This window comes from Halorubrum amylolyticum (assembly GCF_004114995.1).
Lineage (GTDB): Archaea > Halobacteriota > Halobacteria > Halobacteriales > Haloferacaceae > Halorubrum > Halorubrum amylolyticum.
The window spans coordinates 93,643-113,018 of record NZ_SDJP01000003.1 but is presented as its reverse complement, the minus strand read 5'-3'; the positions used below and the strand labels follow the sequence as shown (position 1 = coordinate 113,018).

16 protein-coding genes and 1 pseudogene are annotated in these 19,376 nt (G+C 69.6%); 10 read left to right on the top strand and 7 right to left on the bottom strand.

All coding sequences use genetic code 11. The features are described 5' to 3' along the window. Nucleotides 1-2: 2 nt before the first annotated feature. On the top strand, nt 3-1,280 hold the full coding sequence (locus tag ESO89_RS04490; RefSeq protein ID WP_128904481.1) for a DUF6498-containing protein: 1,278 nt from the start codon (nt 3-5) through the stop codon (nt 1,278-1,280). A gap of 24 nt (nt 1,281-1,304) precedes the next feature. Here the strand turns inward: ESO89_RS04490 and ESO89_RS04485 are convergent, their stop codons facing one another. From ESO89_RS04485 to ESO89_RS04470, 4 genes are all read right to left on the bottom strand, one after another. Continuing rightward, nucleotides 1,305-1,826 (bottom strand): HPP family protein, encoded by a 522-nt coding sequence (locus ESO89_RS04485; RefSeq protein WP_128904480.1) that lies wholly within the window; start codon nt 1,824-1,826, stop codon nt 1,305-1,307. 163 nt (nt 1,827-1,989) lie between these two features. After that, nucleotides 1,990-3,636: a GMC family oxidoreductase gene (locus ESO89_RS04480; protein WP_128904479.1), complete on the bottom strand. Its 1,647-nt coding sequence runs from the start codon at nt 3,634-3,636 to the stop codon at nt 1,990-1,992. Then, nucleotides 3,633-4,145, bottom strand: coding sequence for a hypothetical protein (locus ESO89_RS04475; RefSeq protein ID WP_128904478.1), 513 nt, complete (start codon nt 4,143-4,145; stop codon nt 3,633-3,635). The genes ESO89_RS04480 and ESO89_RS04475 overlap by 4 nt, the downstream gene beginning before the upstream one ends. Then, on the bottom strand, nt 4,142-5,029 hold the full coding sequence (locus ESO89_RS04470; protein ID WP_128904477.1) for a hypothetical protein: 888 nt from the start codon (nt 5,027-5,029) through the stop codon (nt 4,142-4,144). The genes ESO89_RS04475 and ESO89_RS04470 overlap by 4 nt, the downstream gene beginning before the upstream one ends. Before the next feature lie 106 nt (nt 5,030-5,135). Between ESO89_RS04470 and ESO89_RS04465 the strand changes: the two genes are divergently transcribed. Beyond that, the gene (locus tag ESO89_RS04465) at nt 5,136-6,140 is read left to right on the top strand and encodes an A24 family peptidase (RefSeq protein WP_128904476.1); all 1,005 of its coding nucleotides are present in this window, start codon (nt 5,136-5,138) and stop codon (nt 6,138-6,140) included. 414 nt (nt 6,141-6,554) lie between these two features. Here ESO89_RS04465 and dnaG read toward each other — a convergent pair whose 3' ends face one another. Continuing rightward, nucleotides 6,555-8,084, bottom strand: coding sequence for a DNA primase DnaG (gene dnaG, locus ESO89_RS04460; RefSeq protein ID WP_128904475.1), 1,530 nt, complete (start codon nt 8,082-8,084; stop codon nt 6,555-6,557). Between the two features lie 176 nt (nt 8,085-8,260). Here dnaG and ESO89_RS04455 point away from each other — a divergent pair, with 176 nt between their 5' ends. The 8 genes and pseudogenes from ESO89_RS04455 (at nt 8,261) to ESO89_RS04420 (ending at nt 15,783) form a co-directional block, all read left to right on the top strand. Further along, a complete protein-coding gene (locus ESO89_RS04455) occupies nt 8,261-8,515 on the top strand; it encodes a DUF3311 domain-containing protein (protein ID WP_128904474.1) in 255 nt (84 codons plus the stop codon). Then, a complete protein-coding gene (locus tag ESO89_RS04450) occupies nt 8,512-9,996 on the top strand; it encodes a sodium:solute symporter family protein (RefSeq protein ID WP_128904473.1) in 1,485 nt (494 codons plus the stop codon). The genes ESO89_RS04455 and ESO89_RS04450 overlap by 4 nt, the downstream gene beginning before the upstream one ends. Before the next feature lie 40 nt (nt 9,997-10,036). Further along, nucleotides 10,037-10,183, top strand: a pseudogene (locus ESO89_RS04445) (cysteine hydrolase); the annotation flags it as partial. A gap of 319 nt (nt 10,184-10,502) precedes the next feature. After that, nucleotides 10,503-11,483 carry a lipoyl synthase gene (lipA, locus tag ESO89_RS04440; protein ID WP_128904472.1) on the top strand — a complete coding sequence of 327 codons (981 nt, stop codon included), beginning with the start codon at nt 10,503-10,505 and terminating at the stop codon, nt 11,481-11,483. Nucleotides 11,484-11,617: 134 nt separating this feature from the next. Then, complete coding sequence (locus tag ESO89_RS04435) at nt 11,618-12,739, top strand: branched-chain amino acid ABC transporter permease (RefSeq protein ID WP_128904471.1); 1,122 nt, start codon at nt 11,618-11,620, stop codon at nt 12,737-12,739. Beyond that, entirely contained in the window at nt 12,736-14,079 is a 1,344-nt protein-coding gene (locus ESO89_RS04430; RefSeq protein ID WP_128904470.1) for a branched-chain amino acid ABC transporter permease, read from the top strand. The genes ESO89_RS04435 and ESO89_RS04430 overlap by 4 nt, the downstream gene beginning before the upstream one ends. Continuing rightward, entirely contained in the window at nt 14,072-14,983 is a 912-nt protein-coding gene (locus ESO89_RS04425; RefSeq protein ID WP_128904469.1) for an ABC transporter ATP-binding protein, read from the top strand. The genes ESO89_RS04430 and ESO89_RS04425 overlap by 8 nt, the downstream gene beginning before the upstream one ends. Beyond that, on the top strand, nt 14,980-15,783 hold the full coding sequence (locus tag ESO89_RS04420; protein ID WP_241686102.1) for an ABC transporter ATP-binding protein: 804 nt from the start codon (nt 14,980-14,982) through the stop codon (nt 15,781-15,783). Before ESO89_RS04425 ends, ESO89_RS04420 begins: the two co-directional genes overlap by 4 nt. Before the next feature lie 98 nt (nt 15,784-15,881). On the opposite strand, the gene ESO89_RS04415 is transcribed toward ESO89_RS04420, so the two are convergent. Together ESO89_RS04415 and ESO89_RS04410 are read right to left on the bottom strand one after the other, a co-directional pair. Beyond that, entirely contained in the window at nt 15,882-17,282 is a 1,401-nt protein-coding gene (locus ESO89_RS04415; protein ID WP_128904468.1) for an ABC transporter substrate-binding protein, read from the bottom strand. Nucleotides 17,283-17,502: 220 nt separating this feature from the next. After that, nucleotides 17,503-19,131: a gamma-glutamyltransferase family protein gene (locus ESO89_RS04410; protein ID WP_128904467.1), complete on the bottom strand. Its 1,629-nt coding sequence runs from the start codon at nt 19,129-19,131 to the stop codon at nt 17,503-17,505. Nucleotides 19,132-19,376: the final 245 nt, after the last annotated feature.

The window sequence follows — 19,376 nt, the reverse complement described above, 5'->3', positions numbered from 1 at the left end:
GGATGCCCTCTCTCCGCCTCTCCTCTCTGCTGCGAGCGCTCGGCCGCGGTCGCCGCCCGCGCGCGCTCTCGGTCGCGATCGCCAACCTGCTCCCGCTCGTCGGCGTCGCCGCCCTCGGCTGGAACGCGGCCGCGCTGATGGCGCTCTACTGGTTCGAACTCGGGATCGCCTCCCTCTGGGCGGTCGTCCGCGCGCTGTTCGCCGGCCGCCCGTCCGAGATCGAGCGCGACGCGCTGATCGCCGGCCCGCTCGCGCAGCGACGGATCGGGCTGTCGATCCCCCGGACCGACCTCCAGATCCGACTCTCCTCGCTGCTCGTGCTCCCGATCGCCGCGCCGATCCTCGCGGTCGTCTGGCTGTTCGTCGGCGGACTCACCGTCGGCGTCGTCGCCGACGGCGGGCTGTCGCCGGCCGCGCTCGACACCCTGACGCTCGCGATCCTCGCCGTCTTCGCCGGCGAGGCGGCGACGACGCTCGTCGAGTACTTCGGCCGCGGCGAGTACCGCGACCACAGCGCGCAGACGGCGATACGGGGCGTGTTCGCGCGCGGCGCGGCGATATTCCTCGGCGCGGTGTTCACGGTGATGCTCGTCGGCGCGGCAACGCTGGAGGAGGACGCGCCGATCGCCGCGCTCGACCCCGCCGCGGTCGGCCTCCCGCTCCTGCTCGGGATCGTCGCGGTGAAGGCCGCGTTCGACCTCACGGGGCTGTACGGCGACCGGCTCGCGGCGTTCGACGAGTCGTCGTCGCTCGATCTGGGGTTCTCGTACGGCCCGCCCGCGAGGGAGCCGGTCGACAGCTCTGTGGGGTCCCCGGTGCGGACGGTTCGGCAGTCCGGCCGCGCGCGGCTTGCGGGGGCGCTGACGACGCCGCTCGGCCACCCGGGGCTGTGGTACCTCGCCGCGGTCCCGGCGGTCGTCGCCGCGCTGTTCGCGATCGGCGGCGACTTCCCGACCGCGGCCGCCCTCGCCGCGGTCGCGGTCGCGGTCCCGCTGACGCTCGGCGCGCTCGACCACGAACTCCGGTACGGGCTCGTCTCGTACCGCGCCGGCGACGACGCGCTCATCGCCCGCGACCGCCTGTTCGGCGTGGCGCTGTGGCGCGTCGAACCGTGGGACGAGACCGACCTGCGAGTGACGCGCGGGCGGCTCGACCGGCGGCTCGGGACCGAGACCGTCGTGATCGAACTCCGCGACGACGAGTACCGGGTCCCGAGGCTGACGGGCCCCGAGCCGGTGCTCTCGGTCTTCGACAGGCGGGCGGATCGCCCGGACGGCTGAGCGCGCGGACGGCTGAGACGACCGTCAGCGCCCTTCGGCCCGGTAGAGAGGATGTGCGTCGCCCACGATCCGCTTGAAAATCCGGATAATGCCGGCGTGAAACCCCACGAGAACGGTCACGCTCGCGACGATGATCACCACTTCCGTCGGGGTCGACAGGAGACCGAGCGACACGATGAGCGTCGTCGCGCAGGCGGGCGCGTGGACGGAGTCGGTCGCGATCATCGCCCAGCTCGTCGCCACCAGCGAGACGGTCGCGCTCGCCGCGAGCCGGAATCCCGCCGGCGAGAACGCGGGCGGGGTCGCGGTGAGGCTCGCCCCGGCCGCGATCAGCCACCACGCCGCGAGCCCGGCGACGCCGCCGATGAGGTGGCTCCCGACGATCCGGGTGGCCCGCTCACGCTCGCTCCGGCGGTCGAACGCGAGCAGGAACGCCGACGGCCCGAGGCTCGGGAAGACGAACGGCTGGCCGGTCCCCCACGCGATCGCGCCGAGGACGGTGAAGAGGAGCCCGGCGTACAGACTGGTTCCGACGCGGCGTCGCATGACCTGCCGGTCGGGCGTGAGCCCACAAAGCGCCGGCGGTTCGCCGTCGAGTGGCCGGCGCGCGCGATTCTTTTGGCGACAGATATCGTTGGGCCGGTTATCACCTGAGTTTGACTGCCGAATCTGATCTCGTCTGACTGTCGAACAGCGATGAAAACCGGCCTCAGTCCAGCCCGCCGATGTGCTCCGCGAGCCGTAGCGACAGCGCCGCGATGGTCAGTGTCGGGTTCATCGCCCCCGCCGTGACGAAGACGCTCGACGAGGAAATGAACAGATTGTCGAGATCGTGCGTCCGCAACTGCGGGTTCACCACGCTCTCGGTCGGGTCCTCGCCCATCCGTGTGGTTCCCATGTGGTGCGACGCGTAGCCGGGATTCTCGGGATCAGTCGTCTCGATGTCCGTCGCGCCCATCGATTCGAGGATGCGCGTGCCGATGTCGATGGCGCGTTCCAGCGTTTCGACCTCTCTCTTTCCGACGTCCAGCGCCACATCCGGGACGGGGTTGCCGTGGTCGTCCGTCTGGCTTTCGTCCAGCGCCACGCGGTTGCGCTCTCGCGGGAGCATCTCGACGAGCGCGCTTATCGTCAGCCGCCAGCCGTCCCACTCGGGACCGCCCTTGACCGACAAGTCATCGCCTGCGAGCGGATCGGCGATGTTTCCGGCGAGGCTGTCGAACCCGCTGAGCACGTCGGTTGGCTCGGTCTGACTCCCCTGCTTGAACTCCAGTTTGATGCTTCCGGGCGTCGTTTCCTCGTGGTCGTAGAACTGGTGAGATTCGAGCGGCCACCAGAAGATGGGTTCCTGACCGTCGGGCTTCGGTATCGTCCCCCGGACGCTTGCGATGGGATGTTCCATGAAGTAACTGCCCACCAGACCGCTGGAATTCGCCAGTCCGTCGGGGTACGCCTCCGAAGTCGAGGACAGGAGAAGGCGCGGGATCTCTACCCCGCCACCCGCTAGCACGAAGTACCGGGCCTCCTGACGGAGTTCCATCGCGTCGGGCGTGTTGTATACCGCGGCTTCGACGGTCTCCCCCGCGTCGTCGTGTTTAAGCGATTGAACGGGTGCGCGGTCGACGACGCGCGCGCCGGCCTCCTCCGCCTTCCGGACGTGCACGTCGCCGCTGTACTTCGCGCCCGAGGGACAGACCGGGATGCAGGTGCTGTAGCCAATGCACGGACTGCGGCCGTCGTACGCCTCGGAGTTCCGGGCCTGCGGAGCCGAGTGTAGCGTTATCCCGAGGTTCGAACACGCTTCGACGTAGCGCGAGTCGGCCGGTCCCGTGGGGAACGGCGGGAGCGGATGGTCCAGTTCACGCGGCGGGGAGAACGGGTTGTCGTCGCCGCCCGCGACGCCCAGTTCCGTCTCCGCCGCGGCGAAGTACGGGCGCAGGTCGTCGTACCCGAGGGGCCAGTCGCTCGCGAGGCCGTACCGCGAGCGCATCGCGAAGTCCTTCTCGTGGAGGCGCGGGGTGTACCCCGCCCAGTGGAGCGTCGTACCGCCGACGCCCTTGACGCGCCTGTGATTGAGGTCGTAGTCCTTCGGCCCCGAAGAGGTGAACGCGTCGCGTTCGCCGCCCATGTCCCAGACGGACCGTGCGCTGTCGGGACGGAGCGCACGCTCCATTCGATCGATTCGCGAATCGAACTCGAACCGGGGTCCCGCTTCGAGGACGACCACGTCGAGTCCCGCCGTCGCCAGCGAGTGCGCGAGGAGTCCGCCGGCGACGCCGGCACCCACGACGCAGACGTCCGCCCGCGGCGACGGAGAGCGATCGACCTGAGTCGGTCGTCCGTCGTCCGCGCTCATGGTTCCCCCGTGTGGGAAGCGAACCCGCCGGGGAAGCCGACCGGGTTGCCGATACCGAACGGTTCGGTCCCGGCGGGGCGGGTCAAAAGCGCGTACAGGACGGAGTTGACGAGGTGATAGCGGACGCGTTCGGCCAGCGTCCCCTCCGGTCTCGACTGAACTCGGTTCACCCCGAGCGCCGCCAGCAGACGTTCGCCCTGCGCGCGGGAGAGCGCGCCGAACGACGCACCGAAGTGGCGGCGCGAGCGGCTGTCGAGCTCGGACAGGGCCGTGACGAGCCCGCGAATCCGGCTCTGGTTCAGTCTGACGACGTAGGCCGAAATCACGTGTTCGACGTCTTCGGGAGCCGCCGGGTGGACGATATCGGCGACGGTGAGCAGGCCGTCCATTCCGGCGTCGGAGAGCGGGCCGTCGCTCGTCGTCCGGTCGAGCAGCTTGTAGACGCCGAGACCGCTCACGGAACTCGCGCCGACCAGACCGAGGAGGGCTCGCCGTCTGGTCAGTCTCATCGGGCGGGGACCTCCGATCGCTCCGACGGCCAGACCAAGAGTATCACGAGCACCGACAGGAGCACCGCGCCCAAAAGCACCTGCAGCCGACCCGCGCCGGGGCCGAACAGCGTCGGCTGTCGCAACAGCAGGACGAACTCTAGGTCGCGGCTCGTGAACGGACCCGCGGGGATCTTCTCGAACGTCCGGTAGCCGACGCTCGCCACCGTCCCGACGACGACCCATCCGACCGTTACGGCGGCGACTCGGCGGCGGTCGGGCTGTCGGTCGAATCGCCGTCGCGGGGTGGCTGTGACACCGAGCGCCGACGCGCCGGCGGACCCGGCCCGCCCGAACAGCCCGGCCAGCGGGAGCGCGAACGGGGCGCTCAGGAGGACGAACTCGGCGAACGCCGCGGGCGCGGCGACGAAGAACGGCGTTCGGTGGACGAGCTCGCCGCCCCATCCGGAGATGGCCGCCGCGCCGGCCGCCGCGAGGGCGACGACGAGAACGAATCGACCGAGACCGATTCGCTCGCGGACGGACGAGACGGAGACGCGAGGAGCGTCGGCGTCGAACCCCCGGAGGAGTGTGCACGTTGCGTAGCCCAAATACAGGTGTGCACCCGCGCCGACGAGGGTTCCCGGTCCGAGCGAACCCGTCGCCGCATCGCTCAGCACGCACCCGAGTGGAATCCCCCACAGCGCCGCAGGCCCGACCGCCAACAGCACCGGAACCGGGAGCGCAGCGGTCAATTCGACGACCGAGAACGCCGGAACCGACACGACTCCGGAGAGTGCCCGCTCTCCCAGCGTGACGAGGAGGTAGAGCGCACCGACGGCAGCGACCAGTGGAGGGGAACCGCGATCGGAGAGGAGCCCCCGAGCGATCCCGTCGTTTCGCATACCGGGAATGGTACTTCACATGTCAAAAAGGTTTGTAGGGTCCCGCGCTACCGATCGCGATACGCGAACCCGAACGCCTAATTACGCCCGCGCCGCCCGTGGTGACATGTTCGCGACGCTGCCGGACGCCCTCCGCCTGTTCGTCGTCCCCGTCTTCGCGTGGGCGGCCCTGCGGGACGTCCGGACTCGACGCCTCCCGAACCGGCTGTGGCCGCCGCTGTACGCGTTCGGAGCGCTGCTTTTGATCTGGGAGACCGCCCGGCTGTGGCCCCTCGCGGGGCTCGACGGGCGGCTGTTCCTCGTTCAGGCCGCGATCAGCCTGCTGTTCGTCGCCCCGCTGGGCTACGCGTTCTGGTACCTCGGCGCGTTCGGCGGCGCCGACGCGAAGGCGCTGATCGCGATCGCGGTCCTCTTTCCCACCTTCCCGGAGTACGCCGTCGCCGGAGCGGAACTCCCGCTCGTCGAGACCCAGATCGGCGTGTTCTCGCTGACGGTGCTCACGAACACGGTCCTGCTCGCGCTCGCGTACCCGCTCGCGCTCGCCGGGATCAACCTCGTCCGCGGGGAGCGCTCGGCGACGATGTTCCTCGCGCGGCCGGTGGCGACCGACTCGCTGCCGGACCGCCACGGGCGCCTGTTCGAGGACGACGCGGGGACGACCCGGAACGGCCTCGATCTGGACGCGCTCCGGATGTACCTGCGCTGGCGCGGGCTGACCCTCGCGGACCTGCGCGCGAACCCGGACCGCCTCCGCGACCCCGACAGCGTCGGCGAGACGCACGACCCGACCGACGGCGGAACCCACGTCGGACCGCGGACGGACGGGGGGGTCGTGACCGGGGGCGGCGGCGAAGGAGACGCCGACCGCTCCGGTGCCGACCATCCCGACGGCCCGTGGGCCGCCGAGCGGTTCTTGGAGGAGATCGACCACGGCGCGTACGGCACCGACGCCGAGACACTCCGCGGCGGACTTGCGGTCGTCGCCCGGAAGGACCGCGTGCTGGTGTCCCCGGGGATGCCGTTCGTCGTCCCGATGGCAGTCGGGCTGATCGTCTCGCTGACCTTCGGTGACGCGCTGTTCGCGGTGCTGGGGGTGGTCGGGTTGGTTTAAGAGGGGTTTGTTGAACCCCTCAACGGGAGACATGTCCGAACCGGTTCCGGTCGGTAAAGGGCGAAGCGCATACCGCTCACGACCGCAGGTGCCGGGAAACCAACTGGAATCCCCCTATCACCACCACCACCCAGAAACAGACCGCAGCGACAACTGCCAACATACCACTATCATCCTGTGCAATCAGTACCAGCATACCACCTCCAGCGATGGCCATAGCTACGCTACTTAGGATAATGCGTCTATCCGATTCACCTGAACCCGCCATACAATAGTATTAGATAAGCCACCAATAACTCTTGTTCAGTACGCAGCCCCCAACGAACGGCTGATGCTGCGTTCGGTCTGATGTGTGGGATCCCGACACAGCACTTTACGAGGGAACTCGGTCCGCCCGAGACGCCCAGCGCGGATTCAGCTCCCGGCGCGGAGGTCGCCGACCGTGAGCACCCGGGTTCCAACGGGCCGTTTCACGAACTCGCCGACCTCCCGGCCGAGCAGCTCGCTGACCCCGCGCTGCGCGGCGATGTCGAGAAGCCGCTGGTCGATCAGCCCGTCGACGACGACCGTGTGCGGGGCGGTCTCGGCGCTTTCGACCGCACTGAAGGCGTCGTCGGCGTCGACCTCCGCGAGGACGCCGCGGTCGTCGCCGAGCAGCCGGGCGCGGTCGCTGCCGGCGTCGACGACCTCCTGTACGTGTTCCTCGATGGAACGCGGCACGTCGTCGAGGGGGGCGTCGGCCGCCCTCCCGTCCTCGCGCTCCGTCTCGGCGTCGGGCTCCGTATCCGCCGTGTCCGCGTCGGCGGACTCGGAATCGTCGAAGCCGCCCTCGGCGGTGTCGTCGGCCTCGGCGGTATCGTCGCTGTCGGCCTCGGGACTCTCACCGACCTCCTCTGTGTCGATCGCCGCGGGCGACGGCGCATCCTCGACCGCCTCCACGAGTCCGCCCGCCGCCGCACCGCGAGCCTCGTCGGCGACGACGCCGGCGTCGCCGTCGTCGCCGGGCTGATCGGCCTCGGTCGCGGTTTCGGAACCGTCCCCGTCAGCGGGCTCGGACGCCCCGCCGGGGAGGCCGGTGCCGTCGCCGTCGAGGGGCGCGTCCCCCGAGTCGTCCGCGGCCGCCTCGCGGAGGTTCGGCTCGTCGGCGAGGCTGCTGTACGGCACCTTTCCGCGCAGCGCCTCGAAGACGCCGTTGCGGTCGAGGTCCTCGACCGACTCGCCGGGCGGCGCGAACGCGACGTAGTCCACGTCGCCCACCTGCGCGAGCTCGCGGAGGATGAGTTCGCCGCCGCGATCGCCGTCGAGGAACGCGGTGACGGTGCGGCCGGCGGTGAGGTCCGCGACCGCGTCGGGGACGTTCGTCCCCTCGACGGCGACCGCGTTCTTGATGCCGCAGTCGAGCAGCGTCAGCACGTCCGCGCGCCCCTCGACGACGATGACGGCGTCGGAGTCGCCGACGCGGGGGCCGGCGGGGAGCCCCTCGTAGTCGACGATCCCCTCGACGCGGGCGGCCTCCCGGACCTCTTCGAGGATGTCGTCGCTCGCGAGGTTGGTCTCCTCGAAGCCGCCGGCGACGAGTTCCTTGGCGCGCTCGACGACCTCGCGGCGCTTCGCCGCCCGCACGTCCTCGATGCTCGTTACCTCGACGGAAGCGTGGCAGGGGCCGATGCGGTCGATCGTCTCCAGCGCGGCGGCGAGGATCGCGGTCTCGACCTTGTCGAGGCTCGACGCGACCGTGACCTCGCCGAACGACTGGCCGTTCTCGGACTCGACGGCGACGTCGATCCGGCCGACCCGCGAGGACTCTTGGAGATCTCGCAGGTCCAGCTCGTCGCCGAGGAGCCCCTCGGTCTGGCCGAACACCGCGCCGACGACGTCGCTCCGCTCGACGACGCCGTCGGCCGCGATGGTGGCGTGGATGAGGTATTTTTCGGTGTCTTTCATGATGGGTGAATGGTGATGATCGGGCGGAGCCGGCCGCCCGTGCGTCGTTGTGGCCGTCGGCGAAAATAGTTATCGCACGCGCCTGCGTCGCCTCCGTTTGAAGAAAAATTCTCTTCGGTAGTCACAATCGAACCACACCGACACTATTTAGTCGCCGAATTCCAACATCGTTCCACATGAGTCGATCACGGAGAGATTTCGTGTGGATACCGACGTTCGCGGTCCTCGTCGCCTTCGCGGTGCCGTGGCCGCTGTGGGGAGTCGATCGGGTCGTCGCCGGGCTGCCGGTGTGGATCTGGTGGCATGTGGCGTGGCTCGGGCTGTGTGCCGTCCTGTTCTCGCGGTTCGTCCGCAGCGGCGCGTGGGAGCGCGGCATGGGTCGCCGCCCGGAATCGGAATCCGGTTCGACGCCCGGGGGTGACCGGCCGTGACGCTCGGCCTGTCGCTCGGGGTCGTCGTCGGCTACCTCCTGTTCGCGCTCGCGGTCGGGCTCGTCGCCTACCGCGTCTCCGAAGCCACCGCCGAGGACTACTACCTCGCGAACCGGTCGATCGGGACGGTCGTGCTGCTGTTCACCACGTTCGCGACCCTGCTCTCGGCGTTCACCTTCTTCGGTGGCCCGAACCTCGCGTTCGCCGCCGGTCCGGAGTGGCTGATCGTGATGGGGACCCTCGACGGGGTGCTGTTCGCGGTGCTGTGGTACGCGATCGGCTACAAGCAGTGGCTGATCGGCGACCGACACGGGTACGTCACGCTCGGGGAGATGCTCGGGGACCGGTTCGGCTCCGTGGGCCTGCGCGCGCTCGTCGCCGGTGTGAGCCTCCTCTGGCTGTTCCCGTACGTGATGCTCCAGCAGATGGGCGCGGGCGAGGCGCTCGTGGGGCTCACCGGCGGCGCGGTCCCCTACTGGGGCGGCGCGGCGCTGGTCACCGCCTTCATGATCCTCTACGTCGTCCTCGCCGGGATGCGGGGCGTGGCGTGGACCGACACGGTACAGGGGCTGTTCATGCTCTCGGTGGTCTGGATCGCCGCCGCGTGGGTGGTCTCGGCGGTCGGCGGCGTCGGCGCGGCCACCGGCGCCATGCTCGATGCCCGACCCGAGTTCGGGGGCTTCGGCGGCGGGACCTACACGCCCGGCTTCATCATTTCCACCGCGATCACCATCGCGTTCGGCGTGACGATGTTCCCGCAGATCAACCAGCGCTTCTTCGTCGCGAAGTCGGGCGAGACGCTGAAGCGGTCGTTCGTGCTGTGGCCCGTGTTAGTCCTCCTCCTCTTCCTCCCCGCGTTCATGCTGGGCGCGTGGGCGGTCGGGATGCCCGTGGAGGTGCCCGCGGGCGCCAACGTGCTCCCGGTCGTGTTGAACGAGTACACGCCGGCGTGGTTCGCGGCGCTCGTGATCGCGGGCGCCATAGCCGCGATGATGTCCTCCTCGGACTCGATGCTGCTCTCCGGGTCGTCGTACTTCACCCGCGACGTGTACCGACCCCTCGTCAACGCCGACGCCTCCGAGCGCCGCGAGGCGTGGATCGCCCGGATCGGCGTCGCGGCGTTCGCGCTCGCCGCGTTCGTCGCGAGCCTCTTCCGTCCCGGGACGCTGATCGAGGTCGGCGACACCGCCTTCTCCGGGTTCGCGCTGCTCGCGCTCCCGGTGATCTGCGCGCTCTACTGGGATCGGACAACGCGCACCGGCATGATCGTCGGCGTGTTCGTGCCGCAGGTCGCGTACCTCGCCGTGGTGCTGTCCGCGGTCGTCGGCGTCGTGCCGACGCTGCCCCGCACCGTCGCCGGCGGCTGGGACGTGGCGCTCGGGCTGATGGCGCTGTCGGCGCTTCTCACCGTGACCGTCTCGCTGCTCACGGTCCCGACCGAGGAGAGCGACGCCTCGCGGTTCGCGGTCGTAAGTGACTAATCGCACCTGTGTCGGGGCGTTACCGTTCCGCGGTTCGTGTCTCGTCGCCGACGCCACGGCGACCCACGCCCGAACGGTCCACGGCGGCGACCGGATCGACCCGGAGACCTCCCACCGCGTCGCGCTCGCGCACCTCGACGGCGAGTTCGCGACGGTCGTCGAGAGCGGCGATCTCCTTCGCAACTGACCGAAAGCTCATATCCCTCCTCGAAGAACCCCCACCGTGTTCCACCCCGGACAGGACGCGGTCCGACTGATCGGCGACGGTCCGACTGATCGGCGACGGTCCGACTGATCGGCGACGGTCCGACTGATCGGCGACGGTCCGACTGATCGGCGACGGCGACGTGGTCGGGTCGGTCCGCGTCGCCGACCTCGACTGAGTCCGCCGACCACGTCGTAGTCATCGACTCGGCTGCGTCCGCCGACCGCGAGCGTGGAGACGTCCGCGCGTCGACCGGCGATCGGACCCGCACGCTTTTGCGCCCGGCCGCCGTAGCTCCGGTATGCAACGCGGCCGTCGGAAGCCGGACTGGCTGAAGTCGCGTCCGCCGTCCGGCGCCCGGTTCACGGAGATCAAGGAGCGCCTTCGCGAGCGCGACCTCCACACGGTGTGTGAAGAGGCCAACTGCCCCAACATGGGCGAGTGCTGGTCGGGGGGTGCGAACGCGCCCCCGAACGGCGAGGCGGCGGACGCCGCCGAGGGCGGCCCCGGTACCGCGACGTTCATGCTGATGGGCGACCGCTGCTCGCGCGGGTGTAACTTCTGTGACGTGGAGACGGGCGGGATGGAGCCGCTGGACCCGGACGAGCCGGCGAACGTCGCGGACGCGGTCGTCGAGATCGGACTCGACTACGTCGTGCTCACGTCGGTCGACCGCGACGACCTCGCCGACGGCGGGTCGGCGCACTTCGCGGAGACGATCCGCGAGATCAAGCGGCGAGACCCTGAGATCCTCGTCGAGACCCTCATTCCCGACTTCCGGGGCGATCCCGATGCGATCGACCGGATCGTCGACGCCGGACCGGACGTGATCGCTCACAACGTCGAGACGGTCGAGCGGCTCCAGTGGCCGGTTCGGGACCGACGGGCCAATTACGAGCAGTCGCTCGCGGTACTCGACCGCGTCGACCGCGAGTCGGACATCTACACCAAGACGAGCCTCATGCTCGGCGTCGGCGAGTACGACCACGAGGTGTACCGCACCCTCGGCGACCTCCGCGAGGTGGGCGTCGACGTGGTCACGTTCGGGCAGTACCTCCAGCCCTCGCGCTCGCACCTCGACGTGTTCGAGTACGTCCACCCCGACGCCTTCGAGACGTGGCGCGCGGTCGCCGAGGCGGAGTTCGACTTCCTCTACTGCGCCTCTGGGCCGATGGTCCGATCGTCGTACAAGGCCGGGGAGCTGTTCGTCGAGGCGCTGCTCCGGGAGGGGCGAGCCCCCGAGGAGGCCCGGCGACACGCGCGGGCCGCGGGCGGCGACTAGTGGCAGATCGGAAGTGACAGATCGGAATACACCGCGCTTCGACAGCTGTCAGGCGTTTTCGAGGTATCGACTTTTGTCGAAACAGCGAGTTATTTACCTCTCCATGTCCGAACGTGCGTCAGTGAGACGCACACATGGGTACAACTGAATCGTCGATCGTCGACTCGGCGCGGGCTAGGCCGGGGCTTCTCCTCGTTTCGGTCCTCGGCGGCCTGCTGCTCGTCGACCTCGTCGCGAAGCTCCTCGGGGTCTCGATCGGTCCCGTCGGCGGGGCGGTCTCGTTCGATCGGCTCGGCTCGAACCTCTGGAACGGGATCGTGATCGGACTCGTGATCGGGCTCGCCGGGATCGGGCTCTCGATGACGTACAGCATCCTCTCGTTCGCGAACTTCTCGCACGGCGACCTGCTCAGCACCGGGGCGTTCACCGGCTGGGGCGTCGCGTTCCTGATCGCCGGCTTCGGCGAGATCCCGGTTCGGGCGCTGTTGACGGTTCGGGACGCCGGGGGCGCGACCGCCGGCGACATCGGGGCACACGTCCTCTCGACGCCCGTCGCGATACTGGTCGGACTGCTCGCGGCGTTCGCGATCACCGCCGTCGTCGCGCTGGCGCTCGACCGCGCGTTCTACAAGCCGATGCGGGACCGCGACGGCATCTCGATCCTCATCGCGTCGATCGGCGCCGCGCTGATCGTCCGATACGTGATCCAGTTCGTCTACGGCTCCGATCGGCGCGGCGTCACGGCGAGCATCGACGCCTCGAACCTGGCGTTCGGCCCGCTCGGGCTCTCCGTCAACGCCCACGAGCTGACCATCGTCGTCGCCGCAATCGGGCTCATGCTGGCGATGCACTTCATGCTCCAGCACACGAAGCTCGGGACCGCGATGCGGGCGATGGCCGACAACAAGGACCTCGCGCTCGTCACCGGCATCCCGGCCGAGCGCGTCGTCACCGCCACGTGGATAATCGGCGGCGGGCTGGCGGGCGCCTCGGGGTACCTCTACGTGCTGCTCCGCGGAACGATCCAGTTCGACTTCGGCTGGCTGCTCCTCCTCCTCATCTTCGCGGCCGTGATCCTCGGCGGGATCGGCTCTGTGTACGGCGCGATCGCCGGCGGGCTCGTCATCGGGGTCGTCTTCACCACCTCGACGGTCTGGATTCCGTCCGACTTCAACGAGGCCGCCGCCTTCGCCGTGATGATCACCATGCTCCTGTTGCGCCCCGAGGGGCTCTTCGGAGGTGTGACGACCGCATGACCGGCGCCTCGTCACCGTCGGACGACGGGGACGCGCCGGATGGGGGGCCGACCCCGGAGAGCGCGACCGCCGCCCTCATCGACGCCGCGCGCCGCAGCGACCTCGGGATCGTGCTCGGAACGCTGCTTCTCGTGTACCTCGCCGCGACCCTTCTCACCTTCACCAGCGGCCTCAACAGCGTCGTCGGGCTGATGCGGACCCTGACGTTCCTCGGACTCGTCTACGCGCTCGCCGCGCTCGCGCTGAACCTCCAGTGGGGGTACGCCGGGCTGTTCAACATCGGCGTCGCCGGGTTCATGGCGCTCGGCGTCTACACGATGGGGATCGTCGTCCGATCCCCCGACCCGGCGTTCGGTCCGCCCGGGTTCGGGCTCCCGCTCCCTGTCGGCATCGTCGCCGGCATGCTGGTGGCCGCGGTCGTCGGCCTGCTGGCGGCGCTTCCGGCGCTCCGGCTCAAGGCCGACTACCTCGCGATCGTCACGCTCGGCATCTCGGAGATCATCCGGCTGTTCCTCCAGTCGAGCGCGTTCGACACGTTCCTCAGGGAGACGCTCGGCGTCGGCACCGGCGGCGGTCGCGGGATGGGGATGCCGCAGAATCCGATCCGCGGGCTGTTCCTCGTCGACGGACAGGCCGGGATGCCGACGCCCCTCGGCGACCTCGTCTTCGGCGTCCTCGGGGAGGGCGGGCTCGGGATCTCCAACACGATCCTCATCGACTGGGGGTACATCGCCGTGCTCGCCGTCTTCGTGATCGGCTTTTACGCCCTGCTCGAACGGCTCGGCCGGTCGCCGTTCGGCCGGACGCTCAAGGCCATCCGGGAAGACGAACTGGTCGCCGACTCGCTCGGGAAGAACGTGGACCTGATCAAGGTGAAGGTGTTCGGCATCGGCTGCGCACTGATGGGGCTCGCCGGGATTCTCTGGTTCGGCAGTCAGGGCAACGTCTCGCCGACGCCGCAGTTCATGCCCGTCCTGACGTTCTACGTCTTCATCGCCGTCATCATCGGCGGGTCCGGATCGAACACCGGCGCCGTCCTCGGCGGGATCGTCTTCGCGACGGTGCTGTTCGAGGGGCCGCGTCGCGTCGGGGCGTCGCTGCGCGACGTCATCGACGCCGAGACGCCGCCATCGTTCGGGGACGCGCTCGCCACGTTCGACCCGACCGCGTTCCTCGCGTACGCGACCGACAACATCGCGCCGCTCCAGTTCGTCTTCCTCGGGCTCATCCTGGTGTTCATCATGCACCGGCGCCCGGACGGGATACTCGGCGACCGGATCGAGACGGCCGCGGCCGTCGATCTCTCCGAGCGGCCCAGCGGGGGTGAGACCGATGAGTAGCGACATTCCGGACGCGTCCGACGTCGCCGACGCGGCGGACGCGGCGGACGAGGTCGACGCGTCCGACGCGGTCACCGACGAGCCCGAGGCGAACGACAGCGCCGTCGAGGAGGCGGCGAAGCACACGCCGTCCGGGGCGCCGCCGCTCCGCGTCGAGGGGCTCGTCAAACGCTTCGGCGGCGTCACCGCCGTCGACGGCGCCACCTTCGAGGTCGAACAGGGGTCGCTCACCGGGCTGATCGGCCCCAACGGCGCCGGCAAGTCGACCACGTTCAACTGCATCACCGGCGTCCACGAGCCGACGGCGGGATCGGTGTACTTCAACGGCGAGGACGTTACCGGGCTGAAGCCGTACCAGATGGCGCGGAAGGGGCTCGTTCGCACCTTCCAGATCGCCCGCGAACTGGAGGAGATGACCGTGCTGGAGAACCTGATGCTCGCGCCGAAGGGCCAGATCGGCGAGTCGGCGATCCGGGCGGTCACGCCCGGACTCCGCGGCGAGGTGATCGAACAGGAGGAGTCGATCCGCGAGCGTGCCTGGGAGACGCTCGACTTCTTCGAGATCGACCACCTCGCGACCGAACACGCCGGCAACCTCTCCGGGGGCCAGCGGAAGCTCCTGGAGATGGCGCGGGCGCTCATGACCGACCCGGAGGTGGTCCTGCTCGACGAGCCGCTCGCGGGGGTCAACCCGACGCTGGAGGAGAAGCTCCTCGACCGCGTCCACCGGCTGCGCGAGGACGGCTACACCTTCCTCCTCGTCGAACACGACATGGACGTCATCATGAACAACTGCGAACACGTCATCGTCATGCACCAGGGCAGCGTTCTCGCCGAGGGGACCGGCGACGAGATACGGAACGACGAACGGGTCATCGAGGCCTACCTGGGGGAGGACGTATGAGCGCCGAATCCGCGGCGGACGCGGCGACGGCGGAGGGGGAGGGGAAGGGGGAGTCAGCCGACGGCGACGCGGGAACGGCCCACACGCTCGACGGCGACGCGATCCTCCGGATCCGCGACCTCGACGCCGGGTACGGCGACCTCCAGATCCTCGACGATGTCGACCTCGACGTGGCCGACGGGGAGTACGTCACCATCGTCGGGCCCAACGGCGCCGGCAAGTCCACCGTGATGAAGACCGTGTTCGGGCTCACGACGCACATGGACGGCACCGTCGAGTTCGAGGGCGAGCCCATCCACGGGCTCGCGCCCGAGCAGATCATCCGCGAGGGGATCGGGTTCGTCCCGCAGACGGACAACGTGTTCCCGGGGTTGAGCGTGCGAGAGAACTTGGAGATGGGCGCGTACATCCTTGACGAAGTCCCCGAAGACCAGATCGAGGCTATCTACGACCGCTTCCCGATCCTCCGGGAGCGCAAAGACCAGAAGGCCGGGACGCTCTCCGGCGGCCAGCGGCAGATGGTCGCGATGGGGCGGGCGCTCATGCTCGACCCCGACCTGCTGCTGCTCGACGAGCCGTCGGCGGGGCTCGCGCCCGACCTCGTCGACGACATGTTCGACCGGATCGACCGGATCAACGACTCTGGCACGGCGGTACTCATGGTCGAGCAGAACGCCAAGGAGGCGCTGCGGCGCTGCGACCGCGGATACGTCCTCGTCAACGGCGAGAACCGGTACACCGACCGCGGCGAGGTGCTGCTCGGCGACGAGGACGTGCGGCAGGACTTCCTCGGCGGGTAGCCGGCTCGCCTTTTTCGCCGCAGAGCTCACCGGCGAGCGCCGCGGCTCACGCGCGACAGAAAAATCGGAAAACGAACCGAGCCGAACCGCCAACTCTCCTACTGGTTCAGCACGCTCGACCACTGGCTGGTGTACGTCGCCTGTGCGGGCTCGAAGGAGACGCGTTCCCCGATCGTCCCGCCGTTCTCCTCGAAGGCGGCCACGTACTGTTCTTCGAGCGACTGGCCGTAGGCGTCGTTGAGGTACAGCGTCCCCGAGGACTCGGCGCCGACCATGTCGCCCCTCGCGAGTTCGGCCATCGCCGGTCCCTGTAGGAGGTCGGAGGGCGCGGTTCGGAAGATGTAGCCGTTGTCGTCCAGGTCCGTCACGTCCGGGCTCGTCGAGGACGGCGAGACGCCGACGACTCCGTTGGGGATCAACACTTGGTCGGCCACCTGGATGTTGACGTTCGAGGAGGCCGGCCCGACGACGGCGCCGAAGCCGGCGTCGACGAGCGCGTTCGCGCCCGAGATGCCCGCCTGCGGGTCGGTCTGCGTGTCCTCGACGCGGGTGTTCACCGTGACGTTTAGGTCGGCATCGTTGATCTGCGTCGCCGCGAGCAGCGCGCCGTCGCGGATCGGAACACCGAGGGGGCCGAGGTCACCGGTCTCCGGCATCAGCACGCCGATCTGCGCCTCGAACTCGTCGACGCCGACTGGGTCCGCCGCCGTCGCGTTCAGGTCCTCGTCCGAGAGCTCGTTGCCGAACTCCAGGGTGTCGAGCGTGACGATATCGCCGTCTTGGAAGTCCTGCACGTCGTACGCCGCGGTAGCGATGTCGCCGTTGACGTCGAAGTCGACGCTCGACGACGCCCCGACGTAGTGGACGGGGTCGCCCGCGGCGACGGTCTCGACCGCCTCGGGGAGGTTCTCCGGACCGAACTCCTCGCCGCCGGGGTTCGCGACGGTCCGGATGCGGTCGCGGATGGCCTGTCCGTCGTTCTCGCCCGCGGCGGTCGCCGCGAGGATCTCGACCGCCATCGCGTCGTAGGCCTGCGCTGTGAACACGCCCGGCGCGCTGTCGTACTCCTCCTCGTACGAGCTGGTGAAGAACTCCGCTCCCGGACCGCCCGCGGACGGCGCGGTCCCGATGACGTTGTTCATGTCGTTGTCGACCTCGCCGGGGAGGTCGCCGTCGATCAGACCGTCGGGCACGATGATGTCGAGTTCGGGCACGTCGCTGGCGAAATCGGAGTAGAAGTCGCGGAACAGCTGAATGCCGGACTCCGGGAAGCCGACGACCATCACGGCGTCGGGCGCGCTGCCGCCGTCGCTGCCGTCGGACCCGCCGCTGCCGTCGGAGCCGTCTCCTCCGTCGCTGCCGTCGGACCCGTCGCTTCCGTCGCCGCCGTCGCTTCCGTCGCCGCCGTCACCGTTCTCGGTCGAACAGCCGGCGAGTGCCGCGATGCCGGCGACTCCGGCGCCCTTGAGTACGTCGCGTCGCTGTATACTTCGCTTCATTCTGTTACGCCATACCATACGTGTGTTTATAAGTGTATCCACGCCCACAAATACCACAGCGGATCGATCGATCTCCGCTTCAGGGAGCGTGACCCGTTCGAGACGCCGGCCGTCGGCGTCCGGGCCGATCACGGATCGGCTCGAAACCGGCGTTCGTTATGGAAATCAGTCATGTCTCGGTGCCGGGCGCGGCGAGCGGTCCGCCACGCACGGACGGGCGTCAGTACCCCTGCGCGTTCCCGTCCTTCCGCGGCTCGGTCGCTGCCGAGAGGACGCCGTCGCGGGACCGCGCGATCTGCGCGCCGCCGAACATGGCCGGCGGGAGCGTCAACACGTCGTGTCCCTTCCGGGCCAGTTTCGCGGCGGTTTCCCCGTCCGCGTGGGGTTCGAGCGCCAGCTCGCCGCTCTCCCGGTAGCGCCACCGCGGCTCGTCGAGCGCCCGCTGGAGCGGCATCCCGTAGTCGACGAGGTTCGAGACCACCTGCACGTGCCCCTGCGGTTGCATGTACCCGCCCATCACGCCGAAGGCGGCCCAGTCGTCCTCGCCGAACCGGATGAGTCCGGGGATCAGGGTGTGGAACGGTCGCTTCCGCGGTTCGAGTCGGTTCGGGTGATCGGGGTCGAGCGAGAACGACGCGCCGCGGTTCTGGAGGGCGATCCCCGTCTCGCCCGCGACGAGCCCGGAGCCGAACCCGGCGAACCGCGAGTTGATGTACGAGACGACGTTCCCCTCCTCGTCGGCGACCGTCAGCAGGACGGTGTCGGCGTCCTCCGCGTTGGCGTCCGGAACGCCGAAGCTCACGTCGTGGTTGGCGGTCTCGCCGATCTCGGCCGCCCGGCGCTCCGCCCAGTCCGCGGACGCGAGCGGCGGGATCTCCTCGTAGGACGGGTCGGTGATGTAGCGGTGGCCGTCGTGGAAGGCTACCTTCAGCGCCTCCGCGAAGTAGTGGACGCGCTCGGGGGCGTCGTAGTCGTACTCGCCGGCGCCCACCTCGGCCGCGACGTTGAGCGCCTCCAGCGCGATGAGCCCTTGGTTGTTCGGCGGGAGTTCGTACACCTCCGCGCCGTTGTACGTCGTCGAGACCGGGTCCGACCACTCGACCTCGAAGCCCGCCAGATCCTCCATCGTCAAGAACCCGCCCGCCGCCCGAACCTCCGCGGCGACCGCCTCGGCGATCTCGCCCTCGTAGACGGCGTCCGCCCCCTCCTCGGCGATCAGCTCCATCGACTCGCCGAGCCGGGGGAGCGTCACCCGCTGGCCGACGGCGGGCGACTCGCCGCCGAAAAGGTACGCCTCGCGGGCGTGGTCGCTCTCGAACAGCTCCTCGCCGTGGGTCCACGCGTCCGCGATCACCTCGCTGACCGGGTACCCCTCCGTCGCGTAGCGGATCGCCGGCCGCAGGAGGCGGTCGAGGCCGAATTTCCCGAACCGCTCGGCGGTCGCTTCCCACCCGCGTGCGGTTCCCGGAACCGTCACCGTCTGCGCCCCCGTTATCGGCATCTCGACCGCGCTCGGGTCGTCCTCATCGACGTCATCGTCGGCCGCGAGCGCCTCCCGGACGTTCTCGATCGTCGCGTCGGCGGGCGCGCCGCCGCAAGCGCGCATGGCGCCGACCTCTCCGTCGGCGGTGCGGTATAACGCGAACACGTCGCCGCCCAATCCCGTCGACGTGGGCTCGACGACGTTGAGCGCGGCGGCGGTCGCCACCGCGGCGTCGAACGCGTTCCCCCCGTCGCGCAACACCTCGATCCCCGCCTCGCTCGCGAGCGGCTGGCTCGCGGCGACCACGCCGCGCTGTCCGTACACCGTCGACCGCCGGGAGCCGAACCGGTCCACGTCTGGGTCCATGGTTGCGCGTCCGCCGGAGCGGGGTTAAACGTCCCCCCGGACGGGTCCGGTGTTCCCGAGGAACGCGAACGGGTGAGAAGCGAGAGTCGACCCGGACGCGGCGGCTCCCACGCACCACACCCCGGAGCGCGACGCGGACGACGCGTACCCGATCGACGAGCCTCCCGCTGTTTCGCGCTACTGGCGGTGCGTCCGTCTTTCCGGGTTGTCGGCCGAATGCCCGAGGTTTGATCGAGGCACTTCAC

What these genes read in the sequence shown, in the direction of transcription:
- ESO89_RS04490 (WP_128904481.1), top strand. Translation starts at nt 3, where the DNA reads ATGCCCTCTCTCCGCCTCTCCTCTCTGCTGCGAGCGCTCGGCCGCGGT.
- ESO89_RS04485 (WP_128904480.1), bottom strand. Translation starts at nt 1,826, where the DNA reads ATGCGACGCCGCGTCGGAACCAGTCTGTACGCCGGGCTCCTCTTCACC.
- ESO89_RS04480 (WP_128904479.1), bottom strand. Translation starts at nt 3,636, where the DNA reads ATGAGCGCGGACGACGGACGACCGACTCAGGTCGATCGCTCTCCGTCG.
- ESO89_RS04475 (WP_128904478.1), bottom strand. Translation starts at nt 4,145, where the DNA reads ATGAGACTGACCAGACGGCGAGCCCTCCTCGGTCTGGTCGGCGCGAGT.
- ESO89_RS04470 (WP_128904477.1), bottom strand. Translation starts at nt 5,029, where the DNA reads ATGCGAAACGACGGGATCGCTCGGGGGCTCCTCTCCGATCGCGGTTCC.
- ESO89_RS04465 (WP_128904476.1), top strand. Translation starts at nt 5,136, where the DNA reads ATGTTCGCGACGCTGCCGGACGCCCTCCGCCTGTTCGTCGTCCCCGTC.
- dnaG (WP_128904475.1), bottom strand. Translation starts at nt 8,084, where the DNA reads ATGAAAGACACCGAAAAATACCTCATCCACGCCACCATCGCGGCCGAC.
- ESO89_RS04455 (WP_128904474.1), top strand. Translation starts at nt 8,261, where the DNA reads ATGAGTCGATCACGGAGAGATTTCGTGTGGATACCGACGTTCGCGGTC.
- lipA (WP_128904472.1), top strand. Translation starts at nt 10,503, where the DNA reads ATGCAACGCGGCCGTCGGAAGCCGGACTGGCTGAAGTCGCGTCCGCCG.
- ESO89_RS04435 (WP_128904471.1), top strand. Translation starts at nt 11,618, where the DNA reads ATGGGTACAACTGAATCGTCGATCGTCGACTCGGCGCGGGCTAGGCCG.
- ESO89_RS04430 (WP_128904470.1), top strand. Translation starts at nt 12,736, where the DNA reads ATGACCGGCGCCTCGTCACCGTCGGACGACGGGGACGCGCCGGATGGG.
- ESO89_RS04425 (WP_128904469.1), top strand. Translation starts at nt 14,072, where the DNA reads ATGAGTAGCGACATTCCGGACGCGTCCGACGTCGCCGACGCGGCGGAC.
- ESO89_RS04420 (WP_241686102.1), top strand. Translation starts at nt 14,980, where the DNA reads ATGAGCGCCGAATCCGCGGCGGACGCGGCGACGGCGGAGGGGGAGGGG.
- ESO89_RS04415 (WP_128904468.1), bottom strand. Translation starts at nt 17,282, where the DNA reads ATGAAGCGAAGTATACAGCGACGCGACGTACTCAAGGGCGCCGGAGTC.
- ESO89_RS04410 (WP_128904467.1), bottom strand. Translation starts at nt 19,131, where the DNA reads ATGGACCCAGACGTGGACCGGTTCGGCTCCCGGCGGTCGACGGTGTAC.